Raw genomic sequence first — 24,417 nt, forward strand, 5'->3', positions numbered from 1 at the left:
CCTGAGCGACGCATCTGCGCATTTGATCCTGTGCGAGTCAGGCACGCGGCTCCATTTCCGTCGACGCTGTCGTTTTCGTCTGAGCCTTACCGAAAGGCTTGAATGCCGGTCAGGGCGCGCGAAACAACAAGCTTTTGAATCTCCGTCGTGCCATCGGGGATGGGGCAAATGATCGCCTCACGCACCAGCCGCTCAACGATGAATTCGCGGGTGACGCCGTTGCCGCCATGGATCTGAAGCGCATCGCGCGTCGCTTCGATCGCCATTTCGGTGGCGTACCACTTGGCCATCGAGCATTCCGTCTCTGCGCGCGTGCCCGCCTGGACGAGGGATATTGCCCGGTGCGTCAACAGACGGGCTGCGTCGATCTTGGTCGCCATGATGGCGATCTTGTCGGCGATCAGCTGATGGCCGGCGATCTTCTTGCCATGCTGCGCGCGATCGCGAGCGTACGCGATCGCCTCATCCATTGCTCGCCGTGCGATGCCGATACTCCACATCGCCATATGGCAGCGGGCAATCTCGAACACTTGCAACGTATTGCGCAATCCATCGCCGACCCGGCCGATCGTGTTTGCCACCGGTACGCGGCAATCGGACAGGAATATCTGTGCAGTCGATTGGCCGTTGAGCGCCATCTTCTGGATATCGCGCACCTCATACTCACTCTCGTCACGATCGACCAGGATGTGAGTGACTTCATTTTCGCCAGTCTTGCACGTACAGATGAAGATGTCCGAGTAGGCTCCGTTGGTGATCCAGGTCTTTTCGCCATTGATGACCCAGAAATCGCCGTCTCGTACGGCGCGTGTCTTAATGGCGGCGACGTCCGAGCCGACATCGGGCTCCGAGATGCCGAGCGAAACGAACTTCTCGGCCGCGACGAGGTCGGCAAGATAGCGTTGCTTGATCGTCTCCGGGGCGAAGCGGCGGATGAGTTCTGCGCCAACCGCGTTGATGAAGCCGGGTATGGCCACATCGAGCGAGGAATAGGCGATCTCCTCGAAAATGAGCAGATGAGTGAGCCATCCCATATCAAGCCCGCCCCATTGCTCCTGATGCGGTGCGGTAATATGGCCATAGCCGGTCAGTGCTTGAGTCCATTCCTTCATGAGCGGTTTGGGGATGAATCGCTCCCCATGCCGGCGGATTTCCGGCTCAAGCTTGTTGTCGAGAAAGCGGCGGACGGTTTCCACCGCCATGCGTTGTTCATCGGACAGCTCAAAGTTCATATCGTGACCCCGTGTTTCCCTAGGCGCGCTCTGACAACTACCGGCCCAGGATCGTGACGGCGACCACCGCCTCTTCCACCCCGATGACACCTCCGCCGTTCTGCGCGATCGCGAACCGGGCATTCGGAACCTGTCGATCTTCCGCCTCGCCGCGCAATTGCAGCGCAAGCTCGTAGATTTGGCCGAGCCCGGTGGCGCCGATCGGATGTCCCTTGCATTCAAGCCCGCCCGACGTGTTTACCGGAATACGCCCACCCAGCGCCGTCTCACCGCGCTCTGCCGCGAGTCCGCCCTCGCCAGGCGGCGTCAGGCCGAGCGCCTCGATTTCAATGATCTCGCCAACCGCCGTGGCGTCATGCACCTCCGCGACGCCAATATCTTCTGGCCCCACGCCGGCCATCGCATAGGCCCGGTTCGCCGCAAGGCGGCTGACATGGTGGTCATAATCAAAGGGATCGCGCGCGGCGCCGGTTTGCAGCACAGACGCCAGGATTCTTAGCGCCCTGTCCGGGGCTGCCGACAGTTTGCGCCGACCGGCTTCGCTGCAGATGATCGCAGCGGCGGCGCCGTCGCTGATCGGGGAGCACATCGGCAGTGTGAACGGGTAAACGATCGGAGGCGCAGCGAGTACACTTTCGACGGTATATGGGAGGCGATACTGGGCAAGCAGATTGCGCGTCGAATGCATGTGATTTTTCGCCGAGACGGCCGCGATTTGCGCTTGCGTCGAGCCGTAGGTCTTCATGTGCGCGCGTGCCATCGCGGCGTATACATCCATGAAAACGCTGTAAGGCTGACTCGATGTCGTTCCTTCCGGAACATCGACGCCATTGCCCATGGCCAGCAGCTGCGCGCGGCCCGACTCGGTTTCATGCACGTCCCAAGCGCCATCGAATGCACTGAACATGAGCGCCTTGTCGGGCGAGTACATCTTCTCCGCGCCGAGCGCGAGTACGACATCCGCTGCCCCCGATCGAACATAGGCGGCGGCCATGTGCAAGGCCGTGGAAGCCGTCGCACATGCGTTTTCGACATTCACCACGGGAACGCTTGAGATGCCCATCGCTCGCGCCACGATTTCGCCGCGGATCATGTCCTGGCCCTCCATATGCCCCTGGACGCAATTGCCGAAGAAGATGGCTTCGACATCGCCGGCGGTGCATCCTGCGTCGGAAAAGGCCTGCGACGAAGCTTCGGCGCAGAGCATTTTCAGGCTCTTGTCGAACTGTTTTCCGAACGGGGTCATCCCAACCCCCATGACGAATATGTCGGTCATTCGTTGATCCATTCTTCCAATGTGTTCCGCATCCGATCAGGTCTCACCGGTCGGAAAAATCGGGCTTCCGCTTCTCCCGGAATGCCGCCAGTCCTTCGACAATGTCGTTGGACAAGGCGTAAGCAGCCATGGCTTCGAGTTCGTGACGCAGCCCGACTTCGAGCGAGCTATCCTGCGCAGCGCGGACTAGCTGCTTCATGTAGGCGAGCCCTGGCCGGCTCTTTTCTGCAAGAGATTCTACCAGCGCTTGCGCTGCCGCAATGAGATCCTCGGGAGCAACCAGTTGGGTCACGAGTCCGGCTTCCTTCATCTCGGCAGCCGAGATGGTCCCGCCGGTCATCATCAGATGTTTCGCACGCGCTTCGCCGATCTTCCTAGGGAGTCGAACCGACCCTCCACCGCCGGGCAACAGGCCGTAATTTGCATGGGCGTCGCCAAATCTGGCCGGGTGCGCGGCAATGACGAGATCACAGCACAACACCAGTTCCAAGCCGCCGGCGAGCGTAAGGCCGTTGACCGCCGCAATTATCGGAAGGCGCGACGTCTCGATCCTGTTAAAAGCCTGACCGAGCCGCGGCAGAAACAGATTTAAGCGTTCGGCGAGAGTTTGTCCGCCTGTTCCATCGCCAATTGCGAGCAGATCCGCGCCAGCGCAAAACGCCCGTCCGGCGCCGGTAAGAATGCAAGCGCGCACCGTCGCATCTGCTTCCGCTGCCTCGATCGCTGCGGCTAGTTCCTCGGCCAAAGCCAACGACAGACTGTTCAACGCTGCCGGCCGGTTGAGGGTCACCCAAAGCGCTGGGCCGCGTTGCTCAACCAGGATGTATTCATAATCCATTGCAGTCTCCCGCGCGCCGGCAGGCGGTCACCGGAATAGAGGATGTGGCTAGGATGGCTGCGTCGGTCATGCCCCCGAAATGCGCCGGTCCTGGCCCGCCCAATAGGGCTCTCGAAGCTTTGAACGAAGCACCTTTCCGACATTGCTCAACGGCAGTGGCTCGGCGGTAAAAACGACCTTGCTTGGCTTTTTTGCGGAGCCCAGACGCTGGCGCACCAAATCTATTATCTCGGTCTCCGTGATTTGTGCTCCGGGCTTGACACGCACCATTGCAAGCGGCGTTTCACCCCATTTTTCATGGGGCACGCCAAAGACCGCGACCTCGAGTACACCGGGATGGTCGGCAATTACGTTTTCGATTTCGGTGGGATAGATATTGAAGCCGCCTGACACGATCATGTCGTTGTTGCGATCGAGCAGATACAAAAATCCGTTTGTGTCGATCATGCCGACATCGCCGGTTTTGACCCAGCCATCTTCCATGCGCCGGGCGGTTTCCTCCGGATCGTTCCAGAATTCCTCCATCTGGCCATTTTCGAACCGTGCGACGATCTCGCCGGGCTCGTTTGGTCCCAGCACCTTTCCGTCCTCGTTACGGATTTCGATATCGGCGCCGCTCATGGGACGTCCGACCGCCCGAATTGGGGCAGAACCTTCAAATTCGCCGAACCACTCGTTGGGCCCCATAGACGCGATGGGCAGGATTTCGGTCTGTCCATAGCCCGAATGAAGAACATGATTCCCGAATATCTGGCACGACTTGCGAAGCGTCGGCTCGGAGATCGGCGCTGAAGCACTCAGCAGAAACTTCAAATTCGGAAAGTGGCGGCCATATGCCCCGTCGTGATGCACTATGGCATTGAGCATGGTGGGGGCTACAAAGGCATGGCTGATCCGTTCCTGCTCGAGAGTGTCAAGAAAGGACGCTGGATCGAAGCCGTCCATCATCACGTTGCGGGCGCCGCAATACCAGGCCGGCACGAACAGGAAGCCCGATGCATGGGACAACGGGCCGACATGCAGAATGGCATCCCCTGGAGCCACTTGGGGGCCGATGCTGAAAAATGCGGCGGAGATCGTCATCCATGAACGGTGCCGATAGGCAACGCCCTTGGGTTTGCCCGTCGTGCCGCCGGTGTGGCGGATGACACAATAGTCCTCCGGCGCGACGACGGGATCAGGATCCCGGTCCGAGGCTGTCGCCAACCAATTCTCATAGTTGTGATCGCGGATAATGATCCGCTCAAGCGTCGGAGCTTGGGCATCCAGCCCCGCCAACTCCGAAGCCAATGCCTCATCGACCAGCGCCAACCGAGATCCGGTACTCGCGATCATATGGGCGTGCGTTTCACATCGGTTGCGCGCATAGAGAGGAACACGCGTATAGTTTCCAATGGCAGCCGCCAGTATGATGTCGGCGGCCTCGATGGAGTTCTTCTCCAGCGTAGCAATCCGGTCACCCGGTTGAAGGCCGCACTCCGCAAGAGCATTTGCGAGCTTCACGCCGCGCAACCAGGCTTCCGAGAAAGTCAACCGCCTGTGGCCGTGAACGAGAGCCTCTTGCTGGGCGAAATAACGTGCGGCGCGACGTATTTGCGTACGGACGTCCATCAGCCGCGCTCCTCTAAGGCGCTCGCCCACAATGGCGCAGTCGACACATAATAAACTGACATGCGATAGGCCTCTCCGGACTTCTTTTCGTAAGCATCTGTGTCTGCAGCATTGATCCAATCGTCCAATTCAATATTCTGCGATGCTATTCTTGCTGCTCATATTATCGTGCCGGATCATGTCGGCGGCTTTCTCGCCGATCATGATGCAGGTTGCATTGGTGTTGCCGTTGACGACTGATGGCATGATCGAGGCATCGGCCACGCGGATATTTGCGAGGCCGTGAACGCGCAGGCGGTTGTCGACCACCGCCATCTCGTCGGTGCCCATCTTGCATGTTCCCACCGGATGATAAGCATGATTGGCTTCTGCCCGGATATAGGCGTCGATCTCTTCATCAGTTTCAAGGTAGCGGTCAGGATAGAGAGGCCGTTTCATCATCGCCTTCATGCGATCCGAATGCAGGATCTCCTGCACGACACGGAAGGCATTGCGCAACGTCTTGAGGTCGTCGGGATGACTCAAGAGATTGAGGTCCATCTTGGGATCGGATTCGGGGTTTGAGTCATGTAAGGCAACCCAGCCGCGGCTCTTTGGGCGCCCAATATTGAGAATGATCGTATAGCCCCATTTCGTCATCAGCTTGTAGTCGCGCGCATGGTCGCGATAGGCGAGCGGCACGACATGGACCTGGCAATCCGCCCGGTTCTGCCCCGGCGCGGATCGCAAGAAACCGCCTGCAGCCGTGGGCGGCGATGCCAGCCAGCTTTTCCTTTGCGTGAGATACTGGAATAGGTCTCGCACGGTCTTGATCGCGCCAACGACATTGAGTGCGATCCCGAGCCGCTTCTTCGACTGGTAGATCAGCATCAGGTCAGGATGGTCGTGAAGATTCTGGCCGACACCGGGAATATCATGAATCACTTCGATTCCATGCTTCTCCAACTCATCACGCGGTCCGATACCGGAAAGCATCAACAGTTGGGGCGAATTATAGGCGCCGCCGCTGACAATGACTTCCTTTTCGCACGGGATCGTCTTCAACTGCCCGTCCTGGGAATACTCGACTGCCACCGCGCGGTTGCCCTCAAACCTGATACGATGGACGCGGGCATGTACTTCGACGCGGAGGTTGCCGCGCCTGCCCATCACCGGATCAAGGTAACACGCCTTCACGCTGGCGCGCTTCCCGTCCTTCACGGTAAACTGATAGATGCCGACACCTTCCTGGCTGGCCCCATTGAAGTCCGGATTGGCTTGATGGCCCAGTCCAGTCGCCGCCTCGATGAAAGCATCATAGACATCGAATTCGCGCTTGCCGTTGGATACGTGAAGCGGTCCCGACGAGCCGTGAAACTCATCCTCACCGCGCTCATTATTCTCAGCCTTGCGGAAATAGGACAGGACATCGTTGTAACCCCAGCCGTCGTTGCCGAGTTCGGCCCAGTGGTCGAAATCCGACCGGTCGCCGCGGATATAGACCATCCCGTTCATACCGCTCGATCCACCCAGCATCTTCCCGCGCGGATTGTAGAGGCGGCGGTCGTTGAGCGCCTTTGAAGGGTCGGTGTTGAACCGCCAGTTGAGCGTATTGATCCGATAGTCTTGGATCAGCGCCGCAAAAGCGCCGGGCGTGGACACAAGCGGCGAGGTGCCTGGGCCGCCTGCCTCGAGCAGGCAAACGGTGACATCGGGGTCCTCGGACAACCGGCTGGCGATAACGCCGCCCGACGACCCACCTCCAATAATTACATAGTCAGCCATTTGCTTCCCTTGTCATTCGACCCATGCTGGCGACCCGGCGTCATGCAACATGCCAGCATCAACCGCCGCAGCCACGTCAGAGGATCTTTTCGAAGATGTTGAGTAGTCCTTCGGTCTTGCTCGAATAGGGTGGCAGAAGTTGACCAAGCAGGCTGAGTTTCGGCTGAGAGAACACCGGCTTGTAATGAGTGAAGCGCTCGAAACTGGCGACGCCGGTATAGGCACCGATGCCGCTCTGTCCGATGCCACCGAAAGGCAGCCGGCGCTGGAAGACGTGCATGACCGTGCCGTTGAGAGTCACGCCGCCAGCGTGCGTTTCGGAAATGATCTTGCGCCGTTCCTCACTTTCGTCGCCAAAATAATAGAGCGCCAGCGGGCGCTCATGCCGGTTTACGTAGCGAATGAGATCGTCTTCGGAGCGATATGGCATGATCGGCAGGATCGGTCCGAAAATCTCCTCCTGCATCATCGCCATGTCATCGGTAACGTCGAGAACCGCCAACGGCACGATCCGATGCCGTTCAGGAAGCGTTCCATCGCCGTTGTCCGAGAGGTTGAGCACCGTCGCGCCCTTGGCTTCGGCATCATCGAGCAAACCTTGGAGCCGCGCGAACTGTCGGTCATTGATGATACTGGTGAAATCGGGGTTGCTTGCCGCGTTGGGGTAGCATTTGGCAACCTGAGCGCGGAGTGCGGCGACGAAGCTTTCCATCTGATCGACATGGACGAAGGCATAGTCAGCGGCGATGCAGGTCTGGCCGGCGTTGAGCAGCTTGCCGAACACTAAGCTTTCACAGACTTGTGCAAGCGATGCACCCTTGCCCACGATGGCAGGGCATTTGCCGCCAAGTTCCAGAGTAACAGGTGTAAGGTTGGCAGCCGCCGCTTCATAGACTTTGCGGCCAACCGCGGGTGAACCGGTGAAGAGAATATGGTCGAAAGGTAGGGCCGTCATCGCCTGTGCCATGTCGGGCCCGCCCTGGACAATCGCGAATTCCTCTTCGGCGAAATACCGGCGCACAAGCCGCTCGCTGGCTTCGGCGGCGTTGGCGGAAACTTCGCTCGGCTTTGCGATCACGCGGTTGCCGGCCGCCAATGCACCGGCCGCGCCAACGAATATGGTGCCGAGCGGATAGTTCCACGTGCCGAGAACGCCCACCACACCTAGGGGCTGGGGGACCAGGCGCGATGAACCGGGAAGGCCGAAGATGTCAGTCTTCACCCGCCGCGGCCTCAGCCACGTCTTCAGATTGCGGCGCGCAAATTTAATTTCCGATATGCCAAGCATCAGGTCGAGCAGGATAGTCTCGTAGCGGGATCGAATGCCGAAATCGGCGGCAACGGCATCGACCAATTCGTCTCTGTGCTGCTCAAATATCCGGCCAAGGCGCCCGAGCAGGTCCATGCGTTCTTCGTAGCTGCGCGAAACCTGCTCACGCGTCCCTTCGCGTTGGGTCGCGAAAATTCGTTCCAGCTCAGTTCTGTTCCAAGACGCATCCACGTTAAATCGTCCGGAGGCGCGCCGGCCGCTCGGCGCTGCTCGCCTGGGCGGTGCTTTCAGCTGCGCCGATCTCAGTGATCGCAGCGCGCTCGATTCTGTACGCCGTGCCGATGAATGAGGGACCGTTGCCGGTGGAACGCATCATGGATACTCCTCGGTCTGAAAGTCAGGTCGAAAAATCGGGGGCAGCGGGCGGGAGAGGATGCCCGCCGCCCCCGTCGCAGCAGCGATCAGAACTTGACTGTCGCTTCGACGCCATAAGTGCGCGGCATGCCGCGGTTCAGATAATCGTAGCCGAACACGTTGATGTTGAGGCCGTAGGTGTAGTAATATTTGTCGAACAGATTCTTCGCCCACAAGCTAACCGACATATTGTCGTGCGCATAGGTTAATCGCGCATTGGCGAGCCAGTAGCCCGGATTTGCGCATGTAATCGCCTTACCCGCGAGCGTTATGTTCGATCCCGCTGGGGGTGTATCGCACGGTGTCTGCCCATAATTCTTGAACGGATCAAAATAGTACTTGCCCATGTAGGACGCATCACCGCGCAAGGTCAGCTTGTTGGTGCCGTCATCGATCATATCCCAGTCGAATCCGGCCTGGAACGTAACCTCCGGCGCGTTCGGGAAGGGATTGCCGTTGACGTTCAATGTCGGGCTTGCCGGGTTTGCCGGATCGATCACATTGCCTTTGTACTTGCTGTTGAGATAGCCCAGCGAAGCATCGAAACGCAACGTATCGGCCACCTGCCAGGCGAGTTCGGCCTCGCCACCGAACAGGCGACCATTGGCGCTGCGCGTGAAGGTTGTAGCGCCAACCACCTGCGTTACTTGGTGATTCGAATACTCGTAGTAGAAGCCCGCGAGGTTAAGTTGGACGCGGCGATCGAACAGCCGGGTTTTGAGCCCCGCCTCATATGCATTCACCTTTTCAGGCTGGATATAATAGACTTGATTGACGCCCTGATAGGCAAGCCCGTTGAAGCTGCCGCTGCGGTAACCGCGACTGTACTGGAGATAGCCCATGATATCATCGGCGAACTCATAGCTGACATTGATACGGCCGGTTAGCCTGTTTGCCTTTTCGCGCTGCTCAAGCGGCGCGAGATTGGGGTTGTATGGATTGCTGTAGGGGATCAGGTTGACAACCGGCGTCGTACCGTCGAGCGCATAGAGGAAAGTGCTGCCGTTAAGGTAATTGACCTTATCCTGGGTGTAGCGTGCACCCACCGCCACGGTCAGCCGCTCGGTCGTTTTCCAGGTTACGTCGCCGTAGATCGCCTTCGAGGGGCGCGACACGTCAAAACGCTGTTCGCCGAGGATCGGGGTGAACGGAGGCGCGCCTGCCCCGGCGCAGCCCGCCGAAAAGCTACCCCCCATGCCGCCATTGCCCGTATTATTGATCGCGATGTCGGTCTGGAGTGCAATCAGCGAGCGTGCATCAAGGAAGCCGTTGGGATTGATCTCGATCGCGTCGCAGAATCCGGCATCGCCAGGCCCCAACGCCGGATTGGCGGCAAAGGCTGGGATATAGCGGATCGCGTCGGGCGTTCCGATTGCGGCGTTATTGTAGCTGCCCGGAAGACCGGCGCCAAGCAGCAGCGGCCTCAGCGCCCCGAAAAAGTCCGGGTAGTTGACCGTCTTGACCTTGTCCCTGCCATAATAAAGGCCGGCAATGATATCGAGGCGGTCGTTCGAATAGCTGAAACGCAGATCCTGGTTGAAATTCTTGCTCGTCGACGTGAGGCCGATCGAGCAGAGATCGGCTGGGCCGCCATCGCAATCATCAGGATTGTTGATATAGTCGCCGGTGTCGTAGCCGGTAATCGAGGTGACGGAGAATTGGTCGCTGACATCCCATTTGATGTTGAGGGCTATCCCTTTCGACTTGCTGATGTTCTTACCTACCCGATCAACTGCGACCTCATTGTCACGCAGCAACCGCCCGCCTAGGAAAGGTTGCGGATCGTAACGCGAATAGCCGAGCGCATCCTGCCCGCCCGCGAGTTGACCACCTGCATAGGGCGCGGTGCCCCATGGATCGTCCTTCGCGGCATAGAGCTTCAAATTGATGTCGAGATCGGGATCGGGCCGGAAGCGGATCGAGATGCGACCGCCGATCGTATCGGTGGTCCCTAGGTCGCGCTCATTCCCAGGCAGTACATTGCGCTGCCAACCATCCCCTTTTGCAAAAGTACCGGCGACGCGGACGCCCAAGATGTCGGGAACCAGCGTCGCTTCAGCGGCGCCCTGCACCGTGAAAGTGTCGTAATTGGCATAGCCGGCGGTCAGATAGCCATTGGCCTCTCCCAGATCCGGCTTGCGCGTGAAGAAGCTGATCGCGCCACCCGTGGTGTTGCGACCGTAGAGTGTTCCTTGCGGTCCGCGCAGTACCTCGACCCGGTCGATGTCATAGAGTTGCAGGCCATGGCTCGCCCGGAAGCTCTGATAGACTTCATCGACATAGACGCCAACCGGCGACGCAGTGGAGGCGGAAAATTCGTTCGCCACTGAAATCCCGCGCAGCGAGAAATTCGGTTGGGTGCGACCATAGGGAGTGGTGACTTGCAGGCTGGGGATCGCGCCCATCAAGTCTGAGGTCTCCGTGATGCCGCGCGTGCGCAGCGTCTCGCCGCCTATGGCGGAAACGGCGGCCGGAACATCCTGCAAATTCTGTTCGCGCTTCTGCGCCGTGACGACGATTGTCTCAAGGCCACCTTCCTGCGCCTCGGGCTTTTCGCCCTGCGATGCAGCGTCCTGGGCATGTGCCGGCACTGCAAGCGCACACGCGATCGATAGCGCGGTGGCACAAAGCAAATTTGTCCTAAAGGCTGTGACCATGACTGTCCTCCCCACGGCATTTTTTGATTTGGCGCCATTTGCCGCGCCTTGGGGCTCATCGTCCAATTCAATTTGTTGGCGAACTATTCCTTCCACTCATTGATTGAGGATTGTTGAGCCTGCACCGGCGACGTCTCGTGGCGGAGCAAATGACCCCATACACTTCATTGGAATAGTCACGCTGAGCGCGCCCAGCGGGACGGATGCGCGCGCGCGAGGCGTTCCAATCCAGCTTTTCCAAACGGTGTATCGGTGTAATCGGCGGTGCCAACGGTTTTCCCTTGCCGAGTAGCAAAGGAAATCAGCTATTCGGGTGACCGTGAATGCACCATCTCTGTCGCCGTGAGCGGCGACAGCGCGCCTTGAAAGCAGCCCCGTCGACATCCGCGTATACGGGCTGTGCATTGTGCCGTTGTTGGATCATGAAGATGAGGTACGAATTCATCTGGCGATACGGATTCTCAGGCACGCCAAAGGGCCGTGTCTGGACGGCCGAATCGGTCGATGACCGAAGCCCTCATTCGCTTGCTTCCTGTGCACGGCTCAGAAGGCGACGCGGTCACTGCCCTTGAGACCGAGGATTTCCCTCGCTTCGGCGGGGCTCGCGGGTTCGTGACCCATTTCGGCGAGGATGCGCTTGATCTTCTCGACCTGCTGGGCATTCGAAGCCGCAAGGACGCCGCGTTCGATGAAAAGGCTGTCCTCGAGCCCGACGCGGACATAGCCGCCGAGCAACGCCGCCTGCGTCAGAAAGGGCATCTGGTGCCTACCCGCGGCGAGCACCGACCAGCGGTAATTGCCGCGTCCGAAGAGGCGATCGGCGGTTTCCTTCATATAATGAAGATTTTCGAGATCGGCACCGATGCCGCCCAATATGCCGAAGATCATCTGGACGAAGAAGGGTGGCTTCACCAGGCCGCGATCGACGAAATGGGCGAGATTGTAGAGATGGCCGACGTCATAGCATTCATGCTCAAATTTGGTACCCGCCTCCGCCATCGTCGTGAGGATCGTCTCGATATCGCGGAAGGTGTTGCGGAAGATATAGTCGTCGGAGCCGGTGACATAGTCCTTCTCCCACGCGTATTTCCAGTCGGCGATGCGCTTCGCGGCGGGGAAGAAGGCGAAATTGAGCGAGCCCATGTTGAGCGAGCAAAGCTCGGGCTTGAAACGCGCAGAGGCGGCGAGGCGCTCGGCGACCGGCATGGTGGCCGCACCGCCCGTCGTGATGTTGATGACGGCGTCGGTGCGCTGCCGGATCACGGGCAGGAAGCGGGCATAGACCTCGGGATCGCCGGTCGGCCTACCGTCCTCGGGGATGCGGGCATGGAGATGCAGGATCGCCGCGCCCGCTTCGGCGGCGGCGATCGACTGCTCGGCGATCTCCTCGGGCGTGACCGGGAGCGCGTCCGACATCGTCGGCGTGTGCGCCGATCCCGTCACCGCGCAGCTGATGATGACCTTGTTGCTCATGGCCAGACTCCATTCAATCGTCGAGGACGGCGACCGCGCGGGTCCAGCCTGCCGAAGCGCCTTTGATCTTGGTCGGGAAACACATCACGGTGAATCCGGAGGATGGAAGCGCTTCGAGATTATGCAGCTTCTCCAGATGGCAATAGCCGATTTCCCGACCCGCTTTGTGCCCCTCCCAGATCAGGTCGGCATTCCCGGTTTCGGCATATTTCTGCGCCGTGTAAGTGAACGGCGCGTCCCATGACCATGCATCGGTCCCTGTCACCCGGACACCGCGCTCAAGCAGGTGAAGCGTGGCTTCGCGGCCCATTCCACACCCCGCGTTGACATAGTCATCCGTGCCGTAGGCCGAACCGGCCCGCGTGTTGATGACCACGATGGTCAGCGGGCTGAGCTTGACGCCGATCCGATCGAGTTCAGCCCGAACATCCTCGGCGGTCACCACATAGCCATCGGGGAAATGCCGGAAATCGAGCTTGACGCCTGGTTGGCAGCACCAGTGGAGCGGAACCTCGTCGATCGTGATCGCCCGCTTGCCCCCATCCATCGTCGAATGAAAATGGTAAGGTGCGTCGAGATGCGTGCCGTTGTGCGTGATCAGCTCGACATGCTCGATCGCCCAGGCCTCGCCATCGGGCAGGTCGCTGGCCGTCATTCCGGGGAAGAAGGCCAGCATCTGTTCTCGTGTATCATCGTGCCCGAAATATCGGACCCGTGGACGAAAGGCCGCCGGATCCGATACGATATCATTCTCGATGGGCATCGAAATGTCGATGATGGACTCGGCGGTGGGAATCGTGATCATGAGAATATATTCCCGGCTAGAACTTATACCCGATGGTCACGCCATAGGTTCGCGGCTCCTCGAGGAAGCCGTTGACGCCAAATCCCACGATGCTGGAGCTGACAAAGGCGTTTGAGATGTACGTCTTGTTGGCGAGATTCTTGCCGTAGACGGTCACGCTCCAGCGATCGCCCGGATCGGTGTAGATCAGCGAGGCATTGAGCTTGGTCTTTGCCGGCTGCGACACCTGCGGAACGTTGAAGGCACTGAAATAGACCTTATCGACCCACAAGACCTCTCCGCGAAGGGCAAAGGATCCATGGTCCGAGCGCACGGTATATTGTGCCATGGCGTCGACCGTCCATTTGGGGGCTTGCGGCAGGCGGTTGCCGGCGTTGTTGAAAGCCGGTGCGCCGGTCGCCGGGTCGACGGTGCGCCCGTCACCTCCGGGTCGCGCGGGATCGATACTGATGAAACTGTCGAACTTGGCGTTGAGATAGGAGCCGGTCAGACCCAGTTCTAAGTCGGGCGTGGGGCGCGCGCGCAACTCGAGCTCGGCACCGTAGATCGTCGCTGTCGCCGCATTCTCCAGCGCGAGTGACGCGTTGACCACCTTGCCGACCTGGAGATCCTTGTAATCATAATAAAAGCCGGCAAGATTTATGCGGAGCCGCCGATCGAGGAATTCCGATTTCAGGCCCCCTTCATAGGCCGTGACCTTCTCCGGCTTCACGGGCGGCTGCACGCCGCCGACATTGTAGGTGCCGCTTTTGAAGCCTCGCGAAACCGAGGCGTAGAGCAAAGCGTCGGGCGTGATTTGATACTCGAGCGCCACTTTCGGCGTGAAGGATCGGAAGGTCTTGTGCGGTTGGCAGGTCGGGACCGATGGGATATCGGCTCCGCACTGGGCGAGCGGCGCGACGGGATTGGCGGGCGAATAGGGTCGCGCGAGGTCGAACTGAAGCTGTTCGGAAATGCCTTTTCGCTCGATGCTGTAACGGCCACCGACGACGAGGTGAATCTCCGGGGTCAGATTGTAGGTCGCTTGCCCGAAGATGGCGCCGGCATCAGTCTCGAGACGCCCGCCGGCATAATAGCCCTGGCGGATGACGCCGGGACCGCCGAAGCCAATATCATTGTAGGGAATGATGATCGCGCCGGCGTCATTTTCGTGGAAATAAAATGCCCCCAGCAGCCATCGGAACCGGTCGGATTCGGACGAGAGCTGAAACTCCTGGCTGAACTGTTTGTCGTCTTCGTTCTGGAAGATCGGCGCGAGACGAAAACTGGTGGAATCGAGGTCCGATCCGGTAATGTATTTCGTGCTGCGATAGGCCGTGATCGACTTGGCTGTGACGCCGCCGAATCGATATGCAATCTCGCTGCTGACACCCCAGATCGTGCGCCGGTTGAACGGATCGGCTTCGTTTGCGATATCGCGCGGATTGCTTGCGGTGACGCCGCCGAACTGAATGCCGAAAGGTGTGATTGTCTGGCCGCTGGCAGTCTGGCCCGCGGGTCCGAAATAATGATAGCCGTTCGCGTTGTCATTTTCTCGATGATAGTCGGCGATCAGAGTGATGGTGAGATCGTCGGCGGGTAAAAGCTTCAGCGTACCACGGATCGAACGGGCATTGGTGTCGTCGATCCTAGTGCCGGTCGTGATGTTTCGGCCATAGCCGTTGCGGTCGTCCGTCGAGAAAGCGATCCGCGCGAGCACTTTATCAGAGACAATCGGGCCGCTGACGGCGCCGTCGAACGCCAAACGACCATAGTTGCCGACCGTGACATCGCCATAACCCGAAAACGTGTCGGTGGGCTGGCGCGTTATGAGGTTGATTGAGCCGCCGGTCGCGTTGCGGCCATAGAGCGTGCCCTGTGGCCCGCGCAGAACTTCCACGCGATCGACGTCGTAGAATGCGCTGAGCGCTGCGGCGCCGCGCGAAATGAACGCGCTGTTGAGGTGGAAAGCGATACTTCCCTCGGCGCCGGTGCTGAGGTTGTCGAGGCCGATGCCGCGCAGCGAGATTCTCGCGACGCCGAGCTGCTGGCCGAGGTTGAGATTGGGGACGGCGGCCTGCAGACCCTCGATGCTGTTGATGCCCGCCTTCGCGAGGTCATTGCCGGATAGGGCCGTCACCGCGAGAGGAATTTTCTGCACCGACTCGCTGCGCTTCTGCGCAGTCACGATGATGTCCTGAAGACCGGCGCCCTGATCCTGTGCGGCGGGCGTCGATACGGCCTCCGGCTGCGGAGTGCTCGCAGCCGATGAAGCCGGCTCAGTCTGTGCGTAAGCGCTTGTGCCAACGACCGCAGGCAAAAGAAGTCCGATCCGCGCGGCGCGCGGCCAAAGCTTATCCATTTCGTAATCCCCTCCTCGTTGGACGCCGACGCGGTTCATGCGGCGCCTTTGGTTTCCTACCCCGCTATGCGGCCAGGTTCTGGCGCGCGGTCTCCTCCATCTCTGCCATTGCCGTGGTGTTGGGCGGCGGAACGAGCGGACCGCGACGCAGGGCCTGCTCCATGATCCGCTCGCGCGAGCCCTCCGCCATGCGGAGCAACTGCTTGAAGTCGACGCCAGTCAAGCGACCGTGGCGCTTCACGACCTCGCCGCGCAGGACCACCGTATCGATGTTGGAAACGTTAGCCTGCAGCACGACCGCGCCCACCATGTCGTTCAGCGGCATGAGGTTGAAGTCGTTGGGCGCGATGAGAACGATATCGCCATCCTTGCCCGGCGTGAGCGATCCCGTGCGATGATCAAGACCCATCGCTTCCGCGCCGTTGATCGTCATCCACGCGATCGCGTCACGTACCTTGAATGGGATATCCTCAGGCATCCGACCTTGCGCATTGACCGGATCGTTGGCCAGGACGCGCGCGTCTTGAAGACCGAGGCGTGCCTGCGTGAGTAGGTCGCCACCGTTGCAGGAGATAACGTCGGCCCCAAGTGTAGGCTTGATGCCGACATCGTGGGCGCGGCCGATCAAGGGGTGGCCCATGCCCATCTGCAGTTCCGTATCGGGCGTGCATGAAACCTTGGCGCCATTATCGGCGAGCAGGCGAAGTTCGTTGTCTGTCACGGAATTGCAATGCACATGGACCTGGTCGGGTCCAAGGAGTCCGGCCGCCGCGAGTTCCTCTATACCGCTGCAAAAAGCGGAGCCCCAGAAACAGTTCGTGTGAATTGTTTGCTGCACGCCAAGTCGGCGGCCTGTCATGATCTCCTTACGCGTCGAATCGAACGGATACATCCCGACCTCGGTGATCGCGACCGCCATGCCCAGCCGCTGATCGTCCGACGAAAAATGCTGCGTCCTTATCCGTTCCGCATCGGCGATGCGTTGGTCGACGCTCGTAAAATAAGGCCGGTCGACCGGTGCTGGATAGAAGCCGTAGGCATAGAGGCCAGCAATCCGGGCGTCCCGCAGGCCGCGGATGGCCTCATCGGCATGTTCCGGACTGTGCGACGTATGTGAGAAGTCATAGAGCGTCGTGATCCCGGCGTTCAGAGCTTCTAGGGCGCCGATATAATTGCCCACATAGACATCTTCTGGCGTATAGACGGGCGAGATGTTGAAGCGGATGCAGCGCATATACTGCATGAGGCTCATGTCGGCGCAAATCGCGCGTAGCTGAGTCTGCCAAGTATGCCGATGCGTATCGACCATGCCTGGCATTACAATCGTGCCGGTCGCGTCGATCTCCTCTGCCTCATCATGGTGAAGGTTTTGACCGATCTCAGCGATGCGTCCGTTCACGATCAAAACATCCCCACTGGGCACGTCGCCGATCGCAGGATCGCCGGTGATGACATAGCCGTTACGGATCAGGATCGGTCTCACAGTTTCGTTCCCCTACCATCTATTTTTGTGACGGAAGCCAGCGTAGGCTGCGCGTCCTTGATCGAGTGATACGAACGTTCCACTCACATGTCAATTCGGGGCGCTTTTGGGGGAGAAGATGATTGAAATTACCAGATATTAAGCCAAAAAAGGCAATCTCCAAGCCGCAAACGGAACGACCGGATCTGCGCGAGCAGATCCTGGACGCCGCCGAGTCGCTGTTCGCGGACCGGGGCTATTTCGGCGTTTCGGTGCGAGAAATAACGGATGCAGCGTCCACACGGCTCGCCGCTGTGAATTATCATTTTGGAACCAAGGAAGCGCTGTTCACGGAAGTCATAGAACGCCGCAGCGCGTGGTTGAACGAAGAGCGGCTGCGAAGGCTTGCGGAGCTGGACCTCGATCCAGATCGCCCGGAAGCATCGGCTCGACTTCTCATCCGCGCATTTTACGGCCCCCTCTTGAGCCGTTTTGAATCCGGTGAGCCGGGGTGGATGAATTATTGTCGCCTCATCTCACAGATAGCAGGCGTGCAACTCTGGATGGACGAAATAGTTGCACCGCTATTTGATGAAATATCTCGCCGATATGTCGAGGCGATGATATCTATCAAACCAAAGTCATCGCGCGATGATGCCTTGCAGGCCTATCAGTTTATTCTGAGCTGTACGCTGTACACATTCGCCGACAATCGCCGGATCGATCACATGTCGGGTGGGCGACTTTCTTCACGGAACATCTCGGTGACCCTGAAGGCCATGGAGGACTTTTGCGTGGGGGGATTGTTATCGTGTCTTAGGGTACAGGGCATTGGCAAGCTCGATGGTTGATGCCGCTCACCGTGATTGCCTGCTTGATTGAACGAATGTCCGCCATGAGGGCGCTCTTCCGACGTAGGTGAATTTGTGACGTAGGGCATGGTAGGATATGATACGATACTGCTTCTTATTGTTCAGTCCCACTATTCACGGATGCATCTAAGTAACTGACGTTTATAATAATTATGGTGGAAAGCCGCGCTCTTAATCAGCGGTTCCGAGCCGTGACGCTTATCGCGAAGCCGCCCAACGAGGGCGCTGCCAATACGGCTGTCTCCGGTCGCTCGGCGGCAAGCGCTGGATGGGCGCAGAACAGCCCGTGAGCTGTGAGAACTCGATAGGATCCTTCTCGACATCCGACACTGCGGTTGCCGCGTCGATCACGTCGGCCCAATCTTGCAGCATCCGCCTTCGCGGGGTGAGATAGAGCGCGCTGTTATAGGCGCCGCGCACTTCGTCCTCATCCTCGTGGGCGAGCGCCATCTCGATCCAGTCGGGCTTGTAGCGTTCGGCTTCGTTCGCCCAGGTCGAGCCGAGCCCCCGAAACCCATGCACCGTCTGCCGGCCAAGATAGCCCATGCGGTAGCAGGCATAGATCATGGTGTTCTCGGAAATAGGCTTTCCAGGCTTGGCTCCGGGAAAGAGGAACGCATCGTTCGTCGCCTGCAAGCGGCGCTGAACGATCATTGCGGCCTGGCGGGACAGCGGAACAAGATGCTCACGTTCCATCTTCATGCGCTCCGGCGACAGACGCCATAGCGGGTTCGGTCCATAGAGATCCTCGAACTCGTCCCTGGCCGCGAAGCGGGTTTCGCTGGTTCGGACCCATGTGAGCAAGGTGAACAGCAGCGCGTCACGGGTGATCTCGCGGCGGCGCGGCGTGTCCTCGCCGTCATAGGCGAAGATCGCCCGCACCAGCTTCGGAAACTCCGCGAGCGGCACGCGCGCCATGTGCCTGACGGGCGGCTTGGGCTTGAGCGCATCGTTGAGGCCGAGCGTCGGATCGATGGTCGCCCAGCCGCTCGCGATCGCGAAGCGATAGATCTGGCTGACGTTCTGCTTGAGGCGACGGGCGATATCGAGGGCGCCGCGCGCTTCGACCGCGCGGATCATCTCGAGAATCTCGGGCGGGTCGATTTCCGTGATCGGACGCTTCCCGATGACCGGAAAGACGTCGCGCTCCATCCGGTTGATGACGCGCAGGGCATGGGCCGAGTCCAGCCCTTCAATACGATTGGCGTGCCAGGCCCGCGCAATCTCTTCGAACAGCTTGAGCGCGGCCCTCTGCTTCTTCGCCCGCTTCCTGGCCTCGGCGGGGTCCTCACCCTGATCGAGCAGCCGCTTGGCTTCGGTCCGCTTCTCGCGGGCGATCGCCAGCGTGACGGTCGGATATTTGCCGAAGCTCAGCAGTTTTTCCTTGCCGTCGAAGCGGTATTTCAGGCGCCAGAGCTTCGATCCGTTCGGCTGGACGAGCAGGTGCAGGCCTTCTCCATCGGACAGCTTGTAGGGGCGCTGCCGCTTGGTGGCGTATTTGACCTCAAGTTCTTTCAAAGCCATCTGGGGGTATCGCCTGTTTTGGGGACAGCCGAAAAATACCCCCAAAATACCCCCAATCCAAATCGCCGTGGGTGGCCGCAGCGGGTCGCACCGGGACGCCGGCGTACGCAACGGGACGCGAAAAATATTTGATTTTCCTCGAAAAATGTCTGCCAGTGGCCTCAGTGGGCCACCGGTGGACAATCCGGGATGGTAGCGGAGGAGGGACTCGAACCCCCGACACGCGGATTATGATTCCGCTGCTCTAACCTGCTGAGCTACTCCGCCCCGAAAGGCCGCCCTGTGGGCGAGCAGCGCCTATAGGCATGGTGCTGGCGCCGGTCAACATCATCTGCGTCGCCCGCGAAATTTCAATGCGAAGGCCGGTTCCCACGGCCCGTCGCGATAATGCCAGGCTGCCAGGCCGGTGATCTGCAGCGGCCGCGGATGGAAATCCTGCCCAAGTTCGGCGACGAGCATCCGCGCGGTGTCGGACGCCACCTTGTTCTGGACGGTGATGTGGAGTCGCGGCGTTCCCTGGTCCTGCGCGCTCAGAAGACCGTGAAAATGATCGGCAATGCGGGCACGCGCCGCCAGCAGCTCGCGGCTGACGACACGGAAGGCCGTGCCGCGGCCCAGCGAATAAACTTCGCTCACTTCGGCCAGCGGCGCGGGCGTGTCGGCGGCTATCATCCGCACCAAATATTCGAGTTCGTCGAGCGCGGAGGGAGGAAGCTGATGAAAAAGCGTGATGTGCGCCGCAATGAAGTTGCGCAGCGGCGGGTAATGCGCCGCACGAAGCGCGTCGAAATGGCGCTGGTCTGTCGCGCCCATCGTCGCGGTAAGGACGATGGGCGCGGCACCGGCGGCCCGGGAGGGAGGGGGGAAGGCCCGGGTCACCAAGGTCGAGACGGGATGGACGAAGCAGTAAAGGGAGGCTTGCCGTCGTCCATGGGACGCCCTGTCTCGTTGCCCCGCGCATTGGCCGAAGCCGGCAATGCGATCCAATCGATTAATTGGGTCACTATGATTGGCCTTTCCGATGACTTAGCGAAAACCGACGTTTAGAGTTCGCTCCAGAAGCGATGCAGCGCCGCCGCGACCTCGACAGGGCGCTCGGCGATCGCCCAATGCCCTGCTCCTTTAATGAACGTCAGCGGTGCATCATTGTCGGCGGCGAATCGCTCGGCTACCGACTGATCGACATAGGGATCGTCTTCACCCCAGATCAGTGTGCCGTTCGCAGGCAGCTTGTCGAGATCGAGCGCCCAGTCGTGTTGAAAGTTCAGCCCCTTGGCCGAGCGGTAGAGTTTCAGGATCGCGCGACGCTTGTCCTTGTTCGCCCATTGCGCCGCCTCTTCTTCGGCAATCCCGGCGGGCATCCCCTGCTCGGCCAGCCCCTTTGCGAGCGCCGCGGGCTTGCTCAGCGCCATGAAGATTTCGCCGAGAATCGGCGTATTCCAGATGCGCGCGATGCGGTGGCCGCGATAATCGGGATCGATCACCGCGTTTGACACAGCCCAGCTGCGGAACAGGTCGGGCCGTAGCATCGCCGCGCGCTGTGCGATCAGCGCCCCCCAGTCGTGCCCGACGATGTCGACCGGGCCGTGGGCCCCGAACAGCGCCTCGGCCTCTCCCACCGCCCAGTCGGCATAGGCTTCCTTGGTGGCGGAAAAGCCCGCCGGAAGCGGCCCGGTAAATCCCGGCAGCGCAGGGACCGCCACCGGCGTATCGCCGAGGTCGAGCGCGGCAAGCAGCGGCCTCCAGATCGCCGGACTGTCGGGAACGCCGTGAAGGAAAAGTTTGGCGGTGGTCATGATGCGGCCCCTTCGCCGAAACGGATGATCCAGCTTCGGTCGGTCGGCTCGATCCGCCCTTCGCGATATCCGCCGGCGAGCAGCGCCGTGCGCGCGTCAGCCTTGACGAGCGTCATATAGGTCCATGGGCCGCCGAGATCATGGTCGACGCGCGTCGAGGTTCCGCTGGCGACGTCGAAAATCTCCGGTGCGGTGTCGCCGGCCGCGACGAGCTGGTGCGTGGCGCGCGGCGTCGCAAGCTGCGGTCCGTCCTCGATCCAGATATCGCTAACGGCTTGCCCGGCCGCGCTTCCTCCGTTCGCCATGCAGGCGGTCATCGCCTGCAGGATCAGCCCATGGCCCGCAAGGTTTCGCTTCACCGCTTTTCCCCTTCCCGACCGTCGACCGCGCCGGTCTATTCCATTTCCCCGCGATCGCGCCGCAGCTGATACCATTTCTGCACATTCGCATTGTGCTCGCTCAGCGTCCGGGCAAAGGCGTGGCCGCCATCGCCCTTCGCGACGAAATAGAGATAATCATTCGCCTCGGGATCGAGTACCGCGGCGATCGATGCCTTGCCGGGGTTCGCGATCGGCCCTTTCGGCAGGCCGGCCATGCTGTAGGTGTTATAGTCGTTCACTGCGACGATCTCGGACCGCAGGATGCGGCGGCCGAGGGGTTTGCCCTTGGTGATCGGATAGATGATCGTCGGATCGGCCTGAAGCCGCATGCCGACAGCGAGGCGGTTGGTATAGACCCCCGCGACGGTACGGCGCTCCGCCGCGACGCCGGTTTCCTTCTCGACGATCGAGGCGAGCGTGATCGCTTCGTTGCGGTCCTTCGCGGCGCTGCGCGGCGAGCGCTTCGCCCAGAGTTCGTCGAATGCCTTGTTCATCGCGGCCTGCATCCGCTTCACGACCGCGGCGCGCGTCTCGCCGGTCGTGAAGGCATAGCTGTCGGGCAAAATGCTGCCCTCTGCCGGCACCGGAATGTCGCCCTTGAGCCGCGGTTCGGCCATCAACCGCTCCCACACCATGATCGAGGGCATGCCCTCGGGGATCATGACGAGGCGCTGGATCGTCTTGCCCGACTGGAGCAGGCCCAGGATATCGCCCGCGCCCATTCCCTTCTTGATTTCATATTCGCCGGGCTTGATCGGATCGTCGCCGCCAAAGAAGCGCGCGTGGTTGCGGAAGCTGTCCGCCGAGGAGACGGCGCCTGCCTTTTCGAGAATCTCGCCCGCCTTGGCGATGCTCGCGCCCGGCGGAATCACGACGACCGTATCGCGCGGCGCGCCGCCCGAACAGGCGCTGAGCGCGAGCGCCATCAGGGCTGCAAGCAGCCAGCGCATGGCGATCAGTCTTCGACCGCTTTGACGATCAGGCTGGCGTTGGTGCCGCCGAAGCCGAAGCTGTTGTTCAGCGCGGCCTTGACCTTGCGCTTCTTCGCCACCTTCGGGACGAGATCGGCGCCTTCGGTTCCCTCGTCGGGATTGTCGAGGTTGAGCGTCGGGGGGACGACCTGGTCGCGGATCGCAAGGATGCAGAAGATCGTCTCGACCGCGCCCGCGCCGCCCAGCAGGTGGCCGATCGCCGACTTGGTCGAGCTCATCGACACATTCGCCATCGCGTCGCCGAACAGGCGCTTCACTGCGCCGAGTTCGATCGTGTCGGCCATCGTCGAAGTGCCATGCGCATTGATATAGTCGATGTCGGCGGGGGTCATGCCCGCTTTCTTGAGCGCCGCGCTCATCGAACGGAAGGCGCCGTCCATTTCGGGGTCGGGCGCGGTGACGTGATAGGCGTCGCCGGACAGGCCATAGCCCACGACTTCGGCATAGATCTTGGCGCCGCGCGCCTTGGCATGCTCATATTCCTCGAGCACGACGACGCCGGCGCCTTCGCCCATCACGAAGCCGTCGCGGTCCTTGTCATAGGGGCGGCTCGCCTGCTCGGGGCGGTCGTTGTAGCTCATGTTGAGCGCGCGCGCCTGCGCGAAGCCGGCAATGCCGATCGGGCAGATCGTCGCCTCGGCGCCGCCCGCGAGCATGATGTCGGCATCGTCGTCGCGGATCATCCGCGCCGCGTCGCCGATCGAGTGGGCGCCAGTCGAACAGGCGGTGACGACGGCATGGTTCGGACCCTTGAGGCCGTACTTGATGCTGACCTGGCCCGAAATAAGATTGATCAGGCGGCCGTGGACGAAGTGCGGGGAAACGCGGCCCGGGCCCTTTTCGGCGAGCAGCAGGCTTTCGCTCTCGATACCCGGCAGGCCGCCGATGCCCGAGCCGATCGATACGCCGGCGCGAACCTTCTGCTCTTCGGTGAGGTCGGTGAGGCCGGCGTCTTCGAGCGCCTGTCCAGCGGCATCGATGCCGAAAATGATGAAAGGATCGACCTGGCGCTGGACCTTGTGATCGACGCGCTTGGCGGGGTCGAAGCCATATTCGTGGGTCGGGCCCTTCACCTCGCACGCGATCGTGCATTTCTGGTCCGACGCGTCGAAGTGGGTGATCGGACCCGCGCCCGATTTGCCCGCGATCAGATTAGCCCAGGTGGTTTCCACATCGCCGCCCAGCGGCGTCACCAAACCCAAACCCGTCACCACAACCCGGCGCATAAAGATTCCTTTCGTCGGCCCCCGTCCCCACAGGGGCCCGCGTCACTTCCAAAGACGCATATCCATAAAAAAAGCTTCCCGGCCACTGCGCACGAGCGCTCGGGACCGGGAAGCCGGAAACGCGTGGGCGGCGTCGCCGCCGCGTCCGGCTGCGCCGGACAGGGCCCGATTAGCCCTTGTTCGCTTCGATATAGTCGATCGCATCCTTGACGGTGGCGATCTTTTCCGCCGCGTCGTCAGGGATTTCGACGCCGAATTCTTCTTCGAACGCCATCACCAGTTCGACGATGTCGAGGCTGTCGGCGCCCAGATCGTCGATGAAGCTGGCTTCTTCCGTGACCTTGTCGGCTTCGACGCCCAGATGTTCGACGACGATCTTCTTAACCTTTTCGGCCGAATCGCTCATGCACAGTTCCTTTTTTCTGACTATGGCGTGAATGTTGAAATTTGCCCTAGTGCCCAGCGCGGGGGCTGGCAAGAGGGC

20 protein-coding genes and 1 tRNA gene are annotated in these 24,417 nt (G+C 60.5%); 1 reads left to right on the forward strand and 20 read right to left on the reverse strand.

Annotated elements, in window-relative coordinates:
- Nucleotides 1-86 precede the first annotated feature (86 nt).
- The 12 genes from ATE64_RS09155 to ATE64_RS09205 all read right to left on the reverse strand — a co-directional run bounded on the left by ATE64_RS09155 (nt 87) and on the right by ATE64_RS09205 (nt 17,164).
- Nucleotides 87-1,232, reverse strand: coding sequence for an acyl-CoA dehydrogenase family protein (locus tag ATE64_RS09155; protein WP_017499968.1), 1,146 nt, complete (start codon nt 1,230-1,232; stop codon nt 87-89).
- 37 nt (nt 1,233-1,269) lie between these two features.
- On the reverse strand, nt 1,270-2,508 hold the full coding sequence (locus ATE64_RS09160; RefSeq protein WP_011415063.1) for a thiolase family protein: 1,239 nt from the start codon (nt 2,506-2,508) through the stop codon (nt 1,270-1,272).
- A 43-nt stretch (nt 2,509-2,551) separates the two neighbouring features.
- Nucleotides 2,552-3,346 (reverse strand): enoyl-CoA hydratase/isomerase family protein, encoded by a 795-nt coding sequence (locus tag ATE64_RS09165; protein WP_058454902.1) that lies wholly within the window; start codon nt 3,344-3,346, stop codon nt 2,552-2,554.
- 66 nt (nt 3,347-3,412) lie between these two features.
- Nucleotides 3,413-4,957: an AMP-binding protein gene (locus ATE64_RS09170; RefSeq protein WP_082657686.1), complete on the reverse strand. Its 1,545-nt coding sequence runs from the start codon at nt 4,955-4,957 to the stop codon at nt 3,413-3,415.
- 129 nt (nt 4,958-5,086) lie between these two features.
- A complete protein-coding gene (locus ATE64_RS09175) occupies nt 5,087-6,721 on the reverse strand; it encodes a GMC family oxidoreductase N-terminal domain-containing protein (RefSeq protein ID WP_082657687.1) in 1,635 nt (544 codons plus the stop codon).
- A 76-nt stretch (nt 6,722-6,797) separates the two neighbouring features.
- Entirely contained in the window at nt 6,798-8,222 is a 1,425-nt protein-coding gene (locus tag ATE64_RS09180) for an aldehyde dehydrogenase family protein (protein ID WP_067678632.1), read from the reverse strand.
- A gap of 1 nt (nt 8,223) precedes the next feature.
- Nucleotides 8,224-8,367 carry a hypothetical protein gene (locus ATE64_RS21580; protein WP_011415058.1) on the reverse strand — a complete coding sequence of 48 codons (144 nt, stop codon included), beginning with the start codon at nt 8,365-8,367 and terminating at the stop codon, nt 8,224-8,226.
- Nucleotides 8,368-8,452: 85 nt separating this feature from the next.
- A complete protein-coding gene (locus tag ATE64_RS09185; protein ID WP_231729226.1) occupies nt 8,453-11,158 on the reverse strand; it encodes a TonB-dependent receptor in 2,706 nt (901 codons plus the stop codon).
- A 447-nt stretch (nt 11,159-11,605) separates the two neighbouring features.
- Nucleotides 11,606-12,535: a 3-keto-5-aminohexanoate cleavage protein gene (locus tag ATE64_RS09190; protein ID WP_011415056.1), complete on the reverse strand. Its 930-nt coding sequence runs from the start codon at nt 12,533-12,535 to the stop codon at nt 11,606-11,608.
- Nucleotides 12,536-12,548: 13 nt separating this feature from the next.
- Nucleotides 12,549-13,340, reverse strand: coding sequence for a cyclase family protein (locus ATE64_RS09195; protein ID WP_011415055.1), 792 nt, complete (start codon nt 13,338-13,340; stop codon nt 12,549-12,551).
- 16 nt (nt 13,341-13,356) lie between these two features.
- Nucleotides 13,357-15,507: a TonB-dependent receptor gene (locus tag ATE64_RS09200; protein WP_231729059.1), complete on the reverse strand. Its 2,151-nt coding sequence runs from the start codon at nt 15,505-15,507 to the stop codon at nt 13,357-13,359.
- A 238-nt stretch (nt 15,508-15,745) separates the two neighbouring features.
- Entirely contained in the window at nt 15,746-17,164 is a 1,419-nt protein-coding gene (locus ATE64_RS09205) for an amidohydrolase family protein (RefSeq protein ID WP_058454905.1), read from the reverse strand.
- Between the two features lie 122 nt (nt 17,165-17,286).
- On the opposite strand from ATE64_RS09205, the gene ATE64_RS22340 reads away from it, so the two are divergent.
- The gene (locus ATE64_RS22340) at nt 17,287-17,994 is read left to right on the forward strand and encodes a TetR/AcrR family transcriptional regulator (RefSeq protein WP_058454906.1); all 708 of its coding nucleotides are present in this window, start codon (nt 17,287-17,289) and stop codon (nt 17,992-17,994) included.
- 219 nt (nt 17,995-18,213) lie between these two features.
- Here ATE64_RS22340 and ATE64_RS09215 read toward each other — a convergent pair whose 3' ends face one another.
- The 8 genes from ATE64_RS09215 to ATE64_RS09250 form a co-directional block, all read right to left on the reverse strand.
- Nucleotides 18,214-19,650 (reverse strand): integrase arm-type DNA-binding domain-containing protein, encoded by a 1,437-nt coding sequence (locus ATE64_RS09215; RefSeq protein ID WP_269433210.1) that lies wholly within the window; start codon nt 19,648-19,650, stop codon nt 18,214-18,216.
- Nucleotides 19,651-19,729: 79 nt separating this feature from the next.
- Nucleotides 19,730-19,806: transfer RNA gene (locus ATE64_RS09220), tRNA-Met, on the reverse strand.
- A 60-nt stretch (nt 19,807-19,866) separates the two neighbouring features.
- On the reverse strand, nt 19,867-20,526 hold the full coding sequence (locus ATE64_RS09225) for a 2'-5' RNA ligase family protein (protein WP_331458785.1): 660 nt from the start codon (nt 20,524-20,526) through the stop codon (nt 19,867-19,869).
- Nucleotides 20,527-20,582: 56 nt separating this feature from the next.
- Nucleotides 20,583-21,335, reverse strand: a complete 753-nt coding sequence (locus ATE64_RS09230; RefSeq protein WP_058454908.1) for an alpha/beta hydrolase — start codon at nt 21,333-21,335, stop codon at nt 20,583-20,585.
- The gene (locus tag ATE64_RS09235; RefSeq protein ID WP_058454909.1) at nt 21,332-21,694 is read right to left on the reverse strand and encodes a hypothetical protein; all 363 of its coding nucleotides are present in this window, start codon (nt 21,692-21,694) and stop codon (nt 21,332-21,334) included. The genes ATE64_RS09230 and ATE64_RS09235 overlap by 4 nt, the downstream gene beginning before the upstream one ends.
- 35 nt (nt 21,695-21,729) lie before the next feature.
- Nucleotides 21,730-22,665: an endolytic transglycosylase MltG gene (gene mltG / locus ATE64_RS09240; RefSeq protein WP_058454910.1), complete on the reverse strand. Its 936-nt coding sequence runs from the start codon at nt 22,663-22,665 to the stop codon at nt 21,730-21,732.
- Nucleotides 22,666-22,670: 5 nt separating this feature from the next.
- Nucleotides 22,671-23,933: a beta-ketoacyl-ACP synthase II gene (gene fabF / locus ATE64_RS09245; RefSeq protein WP_058454911.1), complete on the reverse strand. Its 1,263-nt coding sequence runs from the start codon at nt 23,931-23,933 to the stop codon at nt 22,671-22,673.
- Nucleotides 23,934-24,102: 169 nt separating this feature from the next.
- Complete coding sequence (locus ATE64_RS09250) at nt 24,103-24,339, reverse strand: acyl carrier protein (RefSeq protein WP_003039428.1); 237 nt, start codon at nt 24,337-24,339, stop codon at nt 24,103-24,105.
- Between the last annotated feature and the right edge of the window lie 78 nt (nt 24,340-24,417).

Source organism: Sphingopyxis sp. H073 (assembly GCF_001468395.1).
In the GTDB taxonomy this organism is placed as follows: domain Bacteria; phylum Pseudomonadota; class Alphaproteobacteria; order Sphingomonadales; family Sphingomonadaceae; genus Sphingopyxis.